Raw genomic sequence first — 12,792 nt, 5'->3', positions numbered from 1 at the left:
GCACTCGCCCTCGGTAGGGCCGGATCATCGGTCGCGCCGTTGCCGTGCGAGTGCTCCAAGCCTTACGACCGCGGGAGCTCTCCTTGGCCGCTTCGGTGCAGACCAATCACCTGTTCGTCACCGGCGGCGTCGCGTCGTCCCTCGGCAAGGGGCTGACCGCCTCGAGCCTGGGACGGCTGCTGAAGTCGCGGGGCCTGAGCGTGACGATGCAGAAGCTCGACCCCTACCTCAACGTGGACCCCGGGACGATGAACCCGTTCCAGCACGGCGAGGTGTTCGTCACCGACGACGGCGCCGAGACCGACCTCGACATCGGTCACTACGAGCGCTTCCTCGACGTCGACCTGGTGGGGCGCGCCAACGTCACGACCGGCCAGGTGTACTCCGAGGTGATCGCGCGCGAGCGCCGTGGCGACTACCTGGGCGACACCGTCCAGGTGATCCCGCACATCACCAACGAGATCAAGGAGCGGATGCTCGCGATGGGCGGCGACGGTGTCGACGTCGTCCTGCACGAGATCGGTGGCACCGTCGGCGACATCGAGTCCCAGCCGTTCCTCGAGGCCGCGCGGCAGGTGCGTCACGACGTCGGCCGCGACAACGTGTTCTTCCTGCACGTCTCGCTCGTGCCGTACATCGGCCCGTCGGGCGAGCTCAAGACCAAGCCCACCCAGCACTCGGTGGCCGCGCTGCGCTCGATCGGCATCCAGCCCGACGCGATCGTCTGCCGCTCCGACCGCTTCATCCCCGCGAGCATCAAGAACAAGATCTCGCTGATGTGCGACGTCGACACCGAGGCCGTCGTCACCGCGCTCGACGCCCCGTCGATCTACGACATCCCCAAGGTGCTGCACTCCGAGGGCCTGGACGCGTACGTCGTCCGCCGCCTGCACCTGCCGTTCCGCGACGTCGACTGGACGCAGTGGGACGAGCTGCTGCAGGAGGTGCACGACCCCGACGAGACCGTCACCGTCGCGCTCGTCGGCAAGTACGTCGACCTGCCCGACGCGTACCTCTCGGTGGTCGAGGCGCTGCGCGCCGGCGGCTTCGCGCACAGCTCGCGCGTGCAGGTGCGCTGGGTGCCGTCCGACGACTGCGCCACCCCGGCCGGTGCGCAGAAGCTGCTCGGCGACGTCGACGCGGTCTGCGTGCCCGGCGGCTTCGGCATCCGGGGCATCGAGGGCAAGCTCGGCGCGCTGACGTACGCCCGCGAGCAGGGCATCCCCACGCTCGGCCTGTGCCTCGGCCTGCAGTGCATGGTGATCGAGTACGCCCGCGTCGTCGCGGGCATCGCCGACGCCAGCTCCACGGAGTTCGACGCGTCCACGACGCACCCGGTGATCGCGACGATGGCCGAGCAGAAGGCGTTCGTCGAGGGAGCCGGCGACCTCGGCGGCACCATGCGCCTCGGTCGCTACCCGGCGCACCTGCTGGAGGGCTCGGTCGTCGCCGAGGCCTACGGCACGACCGACGTCGACGAGCGCCACCGGCACCGCTACGAGGTCAACAACGCCTACCGCGACCAGATCGCGGACGCGGGCCTCGTCTTCAGCGGCACCTCGCCCGACGGCACCCTCGTGGAGTACGTCGAGCTGCCCCGCGACGTGCACCCGTACTACGTGGCCACGCAGGCCCACCCCGAGCTGAAGTCGCGTCCGACCCGCCCGCACCCGCTGTTCGCGGGGCTGGTGGGCGCGGCGCTGGACCGTCAGCGTGAGCTGCGGCTGCCCGTCGACGAGGACGGCTCGTTCCGTCACCGCGCCGCCGTCGACGCTCCCGCGTGAGCACCGACCGGGCGCCGCACCCGAGCCTGCCGGGATTCCTCCCCGCGCCCGGCGAGCAGGTGCGCGACCGCGAGCAGCACTGGCCCGTCGCCGGGTCCAGCCGGTTGTACGACGGGTCGTACATGTCGGTGCGTGAGGACCGGGTGACGGCGCCGGACGGCCACGAGCTGACCCGGCAGGTGGTCGAGCACAAGGGCGCCGTCGGCGTCGTGGTGGTCGACGACGACGACCGCGTGCTGCTGCTCGAGCAGTACCGCCACCCCGTCGCGCACCGGCTGCTCGAGCTGCCCGCCGGCGTCCTCGACGTGCCGGGCGAGTCCCCGCTCGAGGCCGCCAGGCGCGAGCTGGGCGAGGAGACCGACCTCGTCGCCGAGCACTGGGAGCCCCTGGTGCACCGCGCGCACGCGTCGCCCGGCTACACCGCCGAGCGCTGGGAGGTGTTCCTCGCCCGCGGCCTGTCGCTCGTCCCCGACGCCGACCGCACCGTCCGCGAGGGCGAGGAGGCCGACATGGGCGTCGTGTGGGTGCCCTTCGACGACGCCGTCCGCGCCGCCCTCGAGGGCCGCATCGGCGACTGCATGACGATGATCGGCCTCCTCGCCGCCCACGCCCACCGCCTCGCCTGACCCGCCGTCGGAATCCCAGGTTCACCTGGTGTTCCGACGAGACCATGGGGAGTTCTCCGGGGTCCCGTCGGTTTCCCAGGTGAACCTGGGAAACCGACAGCCGTGCGCCCTGGACACAGTGACCGCCGAGCCGGACGGACGTGGACAGGTCGTCAGGCGACAGGGGGCGAGAGTCGGCCTACGGTGGACGGACAGCCGTCACCGAGCACAGGAGTCCCCATGCGCGTCGCCGTCCCCCGCGAGGTCAAGAACCACGAGTACCGGGTGGCGATCACGCCCGCCGGCGTGCACGAGCTGGTGCGGGCCGGGCACGAGGTCACCGTCGAGACGGGCGCCGGCACCGGCTCGTCGATCACCGACGACGAGCTGAGCGCCGCCGGCGCCAAGATCGCCGACGACGCCGACGCCACCTGGGCGGCCGGCGACCTCGTGCTCAAGGTCAAGGAGCCGGTCGCCGAGGAGTTCCACCGGATGCGCGACGGCCAGGTGCTCTTCACCTACCTGCACCTGGCGGCCTCGCGCGAGTGCACCGACGCGCTGCTCGCCGCGAACGTCACCGGCATCGCGTACGAGACCGTGCAGACCGCGTCCGGCGCGCTCCCGCTGCTCGCGCCGATGAGCGAGGTGGCCGGACGGCTGGCCCCGCAGGCAGGCGCCTACCACCTGATGAGCTCCCAGGGCGGCCGCGGCGTGCTCATGGGCGGCGTGCCCGGGGTGCACGCGGCCGACGTCGTCGTCATCGGCGGCGGGGTGTCGGGCGTCAACGCCGCCACCGTCGCGCTCGGCATGGGCGCCCGCGTCACGCTGCTCGACCTCGACGTCGACAAGCTCCGTCACGTCGACCAGGTGTTCGGCGGACGCATCCAGACCGTCACCTCCAACGCGTTCCAGCTCGAGCAGGCCGTGCTGGGGGCCGACCTGGTGGTCGGCGCCGTGCTGGTGCCGGGCGCCAAGGCCCCGACGCTGGTGAGCAACGACCTGGTGCGCCGGATGAAGCCGGGCAGCGTCCTCGTCGACATCTCGATCGACCAGGGCGGCTGCTTCGAGGACTCCCGCCCCACCACGCACGCCGACCCGACCTACCGCGTGCACGAGTCGGTGTTCTACTGCGTGGCCAACATGCCCGGCGCCGTGCCGCACACCTCCACGCACGCGCTGACCAACGTCACGCTGCCGTACACGATGAAGCTCGCGAACCAGGGCTGGCGCGCGGCGCTCCGGGCCGATGAGAGCCTCCGCAAGGGCCTGAGCACCTATGGTGGGCAGGTCACCAGCCAGCCGGTCGCCGACGCCCTCGGCCTCTCCGCGACCACGCCCGAGGAGATCCTCGCCTGACGTCCACCGCCGCGACGACCACCCGCCCACCGTCCACGCCGGACGCGCTCGGGCGGGCCGTCGAGGACTACCTCGGGCACCTCGGGGTCGAGCGCGGGCTCGCCGCCAACACGCTCAGCTCCTACCGCCGCGACCTGCGCCGCTACCGCTCGTTCCTGCGCTCGCGGGGGATCGAGTCGCCGGACGGCGTCGCCGAGGCCGACGTCACCGACTTCCTCGCGCACCTGCGCGAGGGCGACGAGGACCACCCGCCGCTCGGGGCCAGCAGCGCCGCGCGCACCGTGGTCGCCGCTCGCGGGTTCCACAAGTTCGTGCTCCGCGAGGGCCTGACGACGGTCGACCCGTCGGCGTCGGTGCGCCCGCCCGCGCCGGCCAAGCGGCTGCCCAAGGCGATCAGCGTGGAGCAGGTGGAGGCGCTCCTCACGGCCGCCGCCGCACCCGGCACCGCTCTCGCCGCGCGCGACCGCACCCTGCTCGAGGTGCTCTACGGCACCGGCGCCCGCATCTCGGAGGCCGTGGGCCTCGACGTCGACGACGTCGACCTGGAGTCGGGGTCGGTGCTGCTGCGCGGCAAGGGCAGCAAGCAGCGCGTCGTCCCGCTCGGCTCGTACGCCGCCGACGCGCTCGTCGGCTACCTCGGCGGTGCGCGCGGCGACCTCGCCCAGCCGGGCAGGGAGCGCGCCGCGGTGTTCCTCAATGCCCGCGGCGGGCGCCTGTCGCGCCAGAGCGCCTGGTCGGTGCTCGTGCAGGCCGCCGACCGCGCCGAGCTCGGCGTCGACGTCTCGCCGCACACCCTGCGGCACTCGTTCGCCACGCACCTGCTCGACGGCGGCGCCGACGTCCGCGTCGTCCAGGAGCTGCTCGGGCACGCGTCGGTGACCACCACGCAGGTCTACACGCTGGTCACGATCGAGCGCCTCCGCGAGGTCTACGCGACCAGTCACCCTCGCGCCCTGGGCTGACGCGGCGTGCCGCGCGCGGACGGGTGAGGACCGGGGTCTACAGTCGGTCCCAGCCGGGCGGCGAGTCGACAAATCGACAGCGCAGACGTCGTCGGCGCACCCCGTCCGACCCGCGCGAGAGACACGAGAACCCCATGGACCAGCTCCCGAACGAGGCGTCCGACGGGACGCTCCCCATCGGCCAGGTGCCCGCGATGGGCCCGACGGGCCGCCCGATGCCGGTGATCCCCGAGCCGGGCGCCCCCACCCGTGACCGCGCGCTCGTCCTCGCGCTGTGCAACCAGAAGGGCGGCGTCGGCAAGACCACGACGACGATCAACCTCGGCGCCGCGCTCGCCGAGACCGGACGACGGGTGCTGCTCGTCGACTTCGACCCCCAGGGCTCGCTGACGGTCGGCCTGGGGTTCCACGCCCACGAGCTCGAGCTCAGCGTCTACCACCTGCTGATGGAGCCCGACGTGGCCCTCGGCGACGTGCTGCTCAAGACGCGCACCGACGGCGTCGACCTGCTGCCGTCCAACATCGACCTCTCGGCCGCCGAGATGCGCCTGGTCACCGAGGTGGGCCGTGAGCAGACGCTGGCCCGGGTGCTGCGACAGGCCCGCAGCGAGTACGACGTCATCCTCATCGACTGCCAGCCCTCGCTCGGCCTGCTCGCCGTCAACGCGCTGACGGCCGCCGACGGCGTCATCATCCCGCTCGAGTGCGAGTACTTCGCGCTGCGCGGCGTCGCGCTGCTCAAGGAGACGATCGAGAAGGTCCGCGACCGCACCAACCTCGACCTCCAGATCGTCGGGCTGCTCGGCACCATGTACGACGGCCGCACGCTGCACGGCCGCGAGGTGCTGCAGACGCTCGTCGACGGCTGGGGCGACGCGGTGTTCCACACGGTCATCCGCCGCACGGTCAAGTTCTCCGACGCCACCGTGGCCGGCGAGCCGATCCTGTCCTACGCCACCACGTCGGCCGGCTCGGAGTCGTACCGCCAGCTCGCCAGGGAGGTGCTGGCCCGGTGCCCCGGCGCGTGAGCCTGCCGGGGGCCGACGAGCTGTTCCGCCCCACGGCCGTCCCCGACCCGCCCGCCCCGGCGCCCGTCGCCGAGCCCGCCGCGTCCGAGGAGCCCCGCGTGGGCTCGGGCCGGGTCAAGCACGACGAGAAGATGACGGTCTACGTCACCGCCGACGAGCTGCTGGAGATCGAGCAGACCCGGCTGCTGCTGCGCCGCGCGCTCGGGCAGGGCGTCGACCGCGGACGCCTGGTGCGTGCCGCGATCGCGATGGCGCTCGCCGACTACGAGGAGCAGGGGCTCGACGGCGAGCTGGCGCGCCGCCTGCAGAAGCCGTGACCGCGGTGGCCGACCTCGACGCCTCGGGCGACCTCGCCGTCACCGACGCCGACGGCGTCGCGATCACCCCGCGGGGCTCGTTCGACGTCCACCTCGACGTCTACGAGGGCCCGTTCGACCTGCTGCTCGGGCTGATCTCCAAGCACAAGCTCGACGTCACTGAGGTGTCGCTGTCGACGGTCACCGACGAGTTCATCGCGCACATCAAGGCGATGGGCGCCGACGGCGACCTCGAGCAGACCACCGAGTTCCTGCTGGTCGCGTCCACGCTGCTCGACCTCAAGGCCGCACGCCTGCTGCCGCAGGCCGAGGTGGAGGACGAGGAGGACCTCGCGCTGCTCGAGGCCCGCGACCTGCTGTTCGCGCGGCTGCTGCAGTACCGCGCGTTCAAGCAGGTGGCCGCCGTCGTGGCCGCCCGGCTCGCGTCCGAGCAGCGCCGCTACCCGCGGTCGGTGGGCCTCGACGCCCGCTTCGCGAGCCTGCTGCCCGAGGTGCTGATCAGCATCGGCCCCGAGGAGCTCGCCGCGCTCGCGGCCAAGGCGATGACGCCGCGGCCGGTGCCGGTCCTGTCGCTGGCGCACCTGCACGCGCCGCAGGTGAGCGTGCGCGAGCAGGCCGTGGTGGTCGTCGACCGGCTCCGTGCGGCCGGCACCGTGACGTTCCGGGCGCTCACCGCCGACGCCCCCGACACCCTGACGCGCGTGGCCCGCTTCCTGGCCCTGCTCGAGCTGTTCCGCGAGGGCGTGGTGGGCTTCGACCAGGTGACCCCCCTCGGCGAGCTGACGATCCGCTGGACCGCGTCGGACGAGGTGGGCGAGATCGAGGTCGGCGCGGAGTTCGACGACGACCAGCTGCCCGACGGCCCCGACCCCACCCCCACCGAGGATGCTGAGGGCACCCCATGACCGAGACCCAGAACCCCGACGAGCTCGAGCTCGAGCTGCTGCCGCTCGCACCGGCGCTGGAGGCGGTCCTGATGGTCGCCGACCAGCCGCTCGACCACCTCGTCCTCGCCCAGGCCGTGGGCCACCCGCCCACCGACGTGCAGGAGACGCTCGTCGGGCTCGCCGCCTCGTACGACGAGGACGGCCGCGGCTTCGAGCTGCGCCACGTGGCCGGCGGGTGGCGCTTCTACACGCGCGAGGCGTTCGCGCCCGCGGTCGAGCGCTTCGTCCTCGACGGCCAGCAGGCCCGCCTGACGCAGGCCGCGCTCGAGACCGTCGCGGTGGTCGCGTACCGCCAGCCGGTGAGCCGCGCCCGCGTGTCGGCGATCCGCGGCGTCAACGTCGACGGCGTGATGCGCACGCTCGTCACCCGTGGTCTCGTGGCCGAGGTGGGTCACGACGCCGAGTCCGGCGCCACGCTCTACGGCACCACCGCCTACTTCTGCGAGCGCATGGGGCTGGCGAGCCTGGACGAGCTGCCCGAGATCGCCCCGTTCCTGCCCGCGATGGGCGACGTCGACGACGAGCCCGAGGTGCTGGCCGAGCCGCTGCCCGCCCCCGCCGACGAGATCACCGAGCCGCAGACCACCGAGTCCGAGACCACCGAGCCCCCGCAGGAGCAGCACCCGTGACCGAGATCGAGGGCGGCATCCGCCTGCAGAAGCTGCTGGCCCGGGCGGGCGTCGCGAGCCGCCGGGGGAGCGAGCAGCTGATGGCCGACGGCCGGGTCGAGGTCGACGGCGAGATCGTCACCACCATGGGCGCGCGCGTGCATCCCGAGACCGCCGTGGTGCGCGTGGACGGCAAGCGCCTGCCGCCGCCCGGCGACCACGTCCACGTGGTGCTGCACAAGCCCGTCGGGGTCGTCACCACGATGTCCGACCCGCAGGGTCGACCCACCGTCGGCGACGCGGTCAAGGACGCCGGCACCGGCATGTTCCACGTCGGCCGCCTCGACACCGACACCTCGGGCCTGCTGCTCCTCACCAACCACGGCGACCTCGGTCACCGCCTGGCGCACCCGTCCTACGAGGTGACCAAGCGCTACGTCGCGCTCGTCGACGGCGAGGTGCTGCCCGAGACCGTCCGCCGGGTGTCGGCCGGCATCGAGCTCGACGACGGCTTCGTGCCCGTCGACCGCTTCCGCGTCAAGGCCCAGCACGGCTCGCAGACCCTCGTCGAGCTCGACCTGCACGTGGGACGCAACCGCGTCGTCCGCCGCGTCCTCGACGCTGTGGGCCACCCCGTGCTCGAGCTCACCCGCACCCAGTTCGGGCCGGTCAAGCTCGGCCAGCTCAAGCCGGGCCAGACCCGCGAGCTGCGTGCCGACGAGCTCGGCGCGCTGCTCGACAGCGTCCAGCTGTGAGCCGCGCGACCGTCCTGCGCGGCCCGGTGCTGGTGGTCGGCTGCGGCCTGCTGGGCACCTCGGTCGGCCTGGCCCTGACCCAGGCCGGCGTCGCGGTGCACCTCAGCGACCTGTCCGACGACAACGCCGCCACCGCCGCCGCGCTCGGCGCGGGCACGACGGACGCGCCGTCCGAGGTCGAGCTGGTGGTCGTCGCGGTGCCGCCGGACGCGGTCGGCGACGTCGTCGTCGGCGCCCTGGCCGACTGGCCCGACGCGGTGGTCACCGACGTCGCCAGCGTCAAGGCCGCCCCGCTGCGCCGTGCCGACGCGTCGGGCGTCGACCTGTCGCGCTACGTCGGCGGGCACCCGATGGCCGGCAGCGAGCGCTCCGGGCCCGGTGCCGGCACCGCCGACCTGTTCCGCGGACGGGTGTGGGCCGTCACGCCGCACCCGGCGTCGCGGCACCGCGCCACCGAGACGGTCTTCGAGCTGGCCGTCACCTGCGGCGCGAGCGCCGTCCTCATGGACCCTGTCGACCACGACGCCGCCGTCGCGCGCGTCTCGCACCTGCCGCACCTGCTGTCGGTGGTGACCGCGGCCCAGCTGGGCGACGCGCCCGCCGAGCACCTGGCGCTGGCCGGGCAGGGCCTGCGCGACGTCACCCGCATCGCCGAGAGCGACCCCGCGCTGTGGACCCAGATCGTGCGCGGCAACGCCGAGCCGATCGCCGCGCTGCTCACGTCGGTGCGCGACGACATCGACCGGCTGATCGACGGCCTGTCGTCGCCGGACGACGCGCTGTCGCAGGTGCTCGCCCGCGGCGTGGCGGGCACGTCCAGGCTGCCGGGCAAGCACGGCGCGCCCGAGCGCGTCGACGCCACCGTCTACGTCCGCGTGCCCGACCGACCGGGCGAGCTGGCCCGGCTGTTCGTCGATGCGGAAGAATCGGGCGTCAACATCGAGGACCTGCGCATCGACCACGACGTCGCCCGCCCCGTGGGCGTCGTCGAGGTGGGCGTGCGACCCGACAGCGCCGACGTCCTGGTGGCGTCGCTGTCGGCCAAGGGCTGGTCGGCCCACCGATGAACGAGGGAGAGCAGCAGCACGTGAACGCGATCGTGGTCGCCGTCGACGGACCTTCGGGCTCCGGCAAGTCCAGCACCGCCCGGGGGGTCGCGACCGCCCTGGGCTGGCCGTACCTCGACACCGGGGCGATGTACCGCGCGATGACGTGGGCGGTGCTCGAGTCGGGTGCCGACCTCGACGACGCCGCCGCGATCGCCAAGGCGGCGGCCGACGTCGACGTGGTCGTCGGCACCGATCCGTCCGCACCGGTGGTGCACGCCGACGGCACGGACGTCTCGGGGCCGATCCGCGGCCCCGAGGTCACCGGCGCGGTCAGCGCGGTGAGCGCCGTGGCCGAGATCCGCGAGCGCCTGGTCGCGCAGCAGCGCGCGGTCATCGCCGCGGCCGAGGGCGGCATCGTCGTCGAGGGCCGCGACATCGCGTCCGTCGTGGCCCCGGACGCGCCGGTGAAGGTGTACCTGATCGCGGACGCGGCGGCCCGTGCCGCCCGTCGCACCGCCGAGCAGGGCGGCGACAGCGCCCAGGTGGCGGCCACCGAGGCCGACCTCGCCCGCCGCGACGCGCTCGACTCCGGACGCGCGGCGTCCCCGCTGAAGCAGGCCGACGGCGCCACCGTCGTCGATACCACGCACCTCACCCTCGACGAGGTCGTCGGCGAGATCGTGCGGATGGTGGAGGCCGTGCGCTGAACCCGTAGGATGGGGGTTTGGTCCCCGGTGACGTCTCCCGGGGCGTCTCCTCGCGCACCGCGTGCCGCGGCCGCCGCGTGCGCAGGGAGCCACCACCGTCCAGCGCAGCAGGGAGCACAGCATGACCACCGACGAGCCGACCCAGGTCGGCGCCCAGGCCCAGGGCCGGGTGCCGGTCCTCGCCGTCGTCGGACGGCCCAACGTCGGCAAGTCGACGCTGGTCAACCGCATGATCGGCCGTCGTGAGGCCGTCGTCCAGGACGTCCCGGGCGTGACCCGCGACCGCGTCTCGTACGACGCGATCTGGAACGGCCGCGCCTTCACCGTCGTCGACACCGGCGGCTGGAACCCCGGCGCGAAGGGGCTCGCGCAGTCGATCGCCGCGCAGGCCGAGGTGGCCGTCACGGTCGCCGACGCGGTGCTGTTCGTCGTCGACGCCACCGTCGGGATCACCGACAGCGACGAGGCCGTCGTCAAGGTGCTGCGCCGCGCGCAGAAGCCCGTGGTGCTCGCGGCCAACAAGGTCGACGACGCCCGCGGCGAGGCGATGGCCGCCACGCTGTGGAACCTCGGCCTCGGCGAGCCGATCGCCGTCTCGGCCCTGCACGGCCGGGGGAGCGGCGACATGCTCGACTCGATCCTCGAGGCGCTGCCCGAGCCGCCGCCTGAGGACTGGGACGCACCCGAGGGCCCCCGCCGCATCGCGCTCGTCGGCAAGCCCAACGTCGGCAAGTCCAGCCTGCTGAACAAGCTCGCCGGCTCCGAGCGCGTCGTCGTCGACAGCGTCGCCGGCACCACCGTCGACCCCGTCGACGAGATCATCACCATGGGCGGAGAGCCCTGGACCTTCATCGACACCGCCGGCATCCGCAAGCGGGTCAAGGAGGCCTCGGGGCACGAGTACTACGCCAGCCTGCGCACCGCCGGCGCCATCGAGCGCGCCGAGGTGGCCGTCATGGTGGTCGACTCCAGCGAGTCGATCAGCGAGCAGGACCTGCGCATCATCGGCAACGTCATCGAGGCCGGCCGCGCGCTCGTCATCGCGTTCAACAAGTGGGACCTCGTCGACGACGAGCGCCGCTACTACCTCGACCGCGAGATCGAGCGCGACCTCGTGCAGGTGCAGTGGGCCCCGCGCATCAACATCACGGCCCGCACCGGCTGGCACGTCGACCGCCTCGAGCGCGCCCTGAACGCCGCCCTCGACGGCTGGGAGACACGCGTCCCGACCGGGCTGCTCAACCAGTTCCTCGGCCGCCTGGTGGCCGAGCACCCGCACCCGGTGCGCGGCGGCAAGCAGGCCCGCATCCTGTTCGGCACCCAGGCCCAGGTGGCCCCGCCGACGTTCGTCCTGTTCACCACCGGCAAGCTCGAGGACCAGTACCTGCGGTTCGTCGAGCGTCGCCTGCGCGAGGAGTACGGCTTCGTCGGCACCCCCGTGCACGTGCAGCAGCGTCCGCGCGAGAAGCGCAAGCGCTGACCTGCCGCAGGGCCGGAGCCGATGTCGGTGGTCGGCACCGGCTGCGGTAGGGTTTCACCCGGCTCGCACGACGCACCACGCGGGCCGTTCGGGCTGTGGCGCAGCTTGGTAGCGCACCTGACTGGGGGTCAGGGGGTCGCAGGTTCAAATCCTGTCAGCCCGACCGAACAACACCGCCTCTGGACTGCGACATCGCAGGCCAGGGGCGGCTTCGTTTTGCTGGAAGCTCAGTCCTCTGCGGCCCTATTTGAAGGGTCTATTGCCCGCCCAAGTGGGTGTAGGTAGCCCAGTAGGGTTCATGCAATTCTGGATATGGGAGATCGCGGCGGTCCCTGAGCGGCGCACGGTCCTGGAAGAACGAGTTTATTCCCGTTTCAGTATGTCGGTCCCACCAGAACATGACTCCAACAGGGCCGTCCTGCAACTCGCACACGAATGCGTCTAGCGGGCGATCGCCCGTCAGGTGGGGCGAGAACATTCGATTAGCATAAGGGTGTTGGCTCCCATGTGCTGACAAACCCAAGGCGCGCCACGTGTCGTATCCCGTGAAATCTTTATAGGGAACTATGGTCGCGTTCGGCATCGGCCCCTCGCGATTCAAGAAGTCAACTAGTTCCGTGGGCACGGAGTGGCCGGTCTCAGCAATACGGCACATGAAGTTCTTGACGTAGTAGGCGCAAAGGTCACTCGCCCTCTCGATCCCTCCAGCAAGAACCGAGGCCCAGTCAATCGCCGCCGCTCTGAAATACTCGGGGTTGTCCCAGACAAACGCGGCGAAATCGTCGTAAGCCTGATCGAAGGGCTGGCTGCGAACGTTGTTGCATGTTGCGCACAGGCTCATCGGAAATTTCATAGCGGAAGCCCTTGCCCCGTTGATTCGCGTCGGATGGTCTCCTCCTTCAAAAATGAGGTGACTGCTTTCCTGGAGCATGCGATTCAACTGTGTCTTCTTGAACCTGTGCTCTCGGGTGGTCGCAGGATCGCCGCACCAGATGCAACGGACGAGACCATCGGACATGCAAATAGGTTAGCGGCGCTGCGCGTCGAAGAATCTCTCCGCAGAGCAACCGGGGTCGTTCGTACGGTGGCCGCTACATGGCGTCTGTCCTCCTGTCGGACCTGCGGTCGGTCCCGTCCAGATCCGTCGTCGATTTTTCCCTACGGCCGGCCTCAGCGCACTCAGCGGACACGCCC

At 72.2% G+C, this 12,792-nt stretch carries 13 protein-coding genes and 1 tRNA gene; 13 read left to right on the top strand and 1 reads right to left on the bottom strand.

The window, feature by feature from the left end:
• The first annotated feature begins 95 nt into the window (after positions 1 to 95).
• From ACI6PP_RS03255 to ACI6PP_RS03195, 13 genes are all read left to right on the top strand, one after another.
• Entirely contained in the window at positions 96 to 1,784 is a 1,689-nt protein-coding gene (locus ACI6PP_RS03255; RefSeq protein WP_476712919.1) for a CTP synthase, read from the top strand.
• Positions 1,781 to 2,410, top strand: coding sequence for an NUDIX domain-containing protein (locus tag ACI6PP_RS03250; RefSeq protein WP_421109052.1), 630 nt, complete (start codon positions 1,781 to 1,783; stop codon positions 2,408 to 2,410). The genes ACI6PP_RS03255 and ACI6PP_RS03250 overlap by 4 nt, the downstream gene beginning before the upstream one ends.
• Positions 2,411 to 2,629: 219 nt before the next feature.
• Complete coding sequence (gene ald, locus ACI6PP_RS03245) at positions 2,630 to 3,745, top strand: alanine dehydrogenase (protein WP_421109050.1); 1,116 nt, start codon at positions 2,630 to 2,632, stop codon at positions 3,743 to 3,745.
• Entirely contained in the window at positions 3,742 to 4,707 is a 966-nt protein-coding gene (gene xerD / locus ACI6PP_RS03240; RefSeq protein WP_421109189.1) for a site-specific tyrosine recombinase XerD, read from the top strand. The genes ald and xerD overlap by 4 nt, the downstream gene beginning before the upstream one ends.
• A 134-nt stretch (positions 4,708 to 4,841) precedes the next feature.
• A complete protein-coding gene (locus ACI6PP_RS03235; protein WP_421109049.1) occupies positions 4,842 to 5,735 on the top strand; it encodes a ParA family protein in 894 nt (297 codons plus the stop codon).
• Positions 5,720 to 6,052 carry a hypothetical protein gene (locus ACI6PP_RS03230; RefSeq protein ID WP_421109047.1) on the top strand — a complete coding sequence of 111 codons (333 nt, stop codon included), beginning with the start codon at positions 5,720 to 5,722 and terminating at the stop codon, positions 6,050 to 6,052. Before ACI6PP_RS03235 ends, ACI6PP_RS03230 begins: the two co-directional genes overlap by 16 nt.
• Before the next feature lie 62 nt (positions 6,053 to 6,114).
• Positions 6,115 to 6,957, top strand: a complete 843-nt coding sequence (locus ACI6PP_RS03225) for a segregation and condensation protein A (protein ID WP_421109187.1) — start codon at positions 6,115 to 6,117, stop codon at positions 6,955 to 6,957.
• Positions 6,954 to 7,628: an SMC-Scp complex subunit ScpB gene (scpB, locus tag ACI6PP_RS03220; RefSeq protein WP_421109045.1), complete on the top strand. Its 675-nt coding sequence runs from the start codon at positions 6,954 to 6,956 to the stop codon at positions 7,626 to 7,628. Before ACI6PP_RS03225 ends, scpB begins: the two co-directional genes overlap by 4 nt.
• Positions 7,625 to 8,362 (top strand): pseudouridine synthase, encoded by a 738-nt coding sequence (locus tag ACI6PP_RS03215; RefSeq protein WP_421109044.1) that lies wholly within the window; start codon positions 7,625 to 7,627, stop codon positions 8,360 to 8,362. The genes scpB and ACI6PP_RS03215 overlap by 4 nt, the downstream gene beginning before the upstream one ends.
• Complete coding sequence (locus tag ACI6PP_RS03210; RefSeq protein WP_421109042.1) at positions 8,359 to 9,429, top strand: prephenate dehydrogenase; 1,071 nt, start codon at positions 8,359 to 8,361, stop codon at positions 9,427 to 9,429. The genes ACI6PP_RS03215 and ACI6PP_RS03210 overlap by 4 nt, the downstream gene beginning before the upstream one ends.
• A 20-nt stretch (positions 9,430 to 9,449) precedes the next feature.
• Complete coding sequence (gene cmk / locus ACI6PP_RS03205; RefSeq protein WP_421109040.1) at positions 9,450 to 10,118, top strand: (d)CMP kinase; 669 nt, start codon at positions 9,450 to 9,452, stop codon at positions 10,116 to 10,118.
• A gap of 61 nt (positions 10,119 to 10,179) precedes the next feature.
• On the top strand, positions 10,180 to 11,598 hold the full coding sequence (der, locus tag ACI6PP_RS03200) for a ribosome biogenesis GTPase Der (protein WP_421109038.1): 1,419 nt from the start codon (positions 10,180 to 10,182) through the stop codon (positions 11,596 to 11,598).
• Between the two features lie 89 nt (positions 11,599 to 11,687).
• Positions 11,688 to 11,761, top strand: a tRNA-Pro gene (locus ACI6PP_RS03195).
• A 93-nt stretch (positions 11,762 to 11,854) separates the two neighbouring features.
• Here ACI6PP_RS03195 and ACI6PP_RS03190 read toward each other — a convergent pair.
• Entirely contained in the window at positions 11,855 to 12,616 is a 762-nt protein-coding gene (locus ACI6PP_RS03190) for a hypothetical protein (protein ID WP_421109036.1), read from the bottom strand.
• Positions 12,617 to 12,792 lie beyond the last annotated feature (176 nt).

Source organism: Solicola agrisoli, assembly GCF_049059935.1.
Taxonomy (GTDB): Bacteria; Actinomycetota; Actinomycetes; order Propionibacteriales; family Nocardioidaceae; genus JAURVT01.
This window is presented reverse-complemented; position numbering and strand designations above follow the sequence as displayed.

Excerpts from the sequence above, each read along its gene's own strand:
- ACI6PP_RS03235 (WP_421109049.1), top strand. The coding sequence starts at position 4,842 with ATGGACCAGCTCCCGAACGAGGCGTCCGACGGGACGCTCCCCATCGGC.
- ACI6PP_RS03190 (WP_421109036.1), bottom strand. The coding sequence starts at position 12,616 with ATGTCCGATGGTCTCGTCCGTTGCATCTGGTGCGGCGATCCTGCGACC.
- scpB (WP_421109045.1), top strand. The coding sequence starts at position 6,954 with ATGACCGAGACCCAGAACCCCGACGAGCTCGAGCTCGAGCTGCTGCCG.
- ald (WP_421109050.1), top strand. The coding sequence starts at position 2,630 with ATGCGCGTCGCCGTCCCCCGCGAGGTCAAGAACCACGAGTACCGGGTG.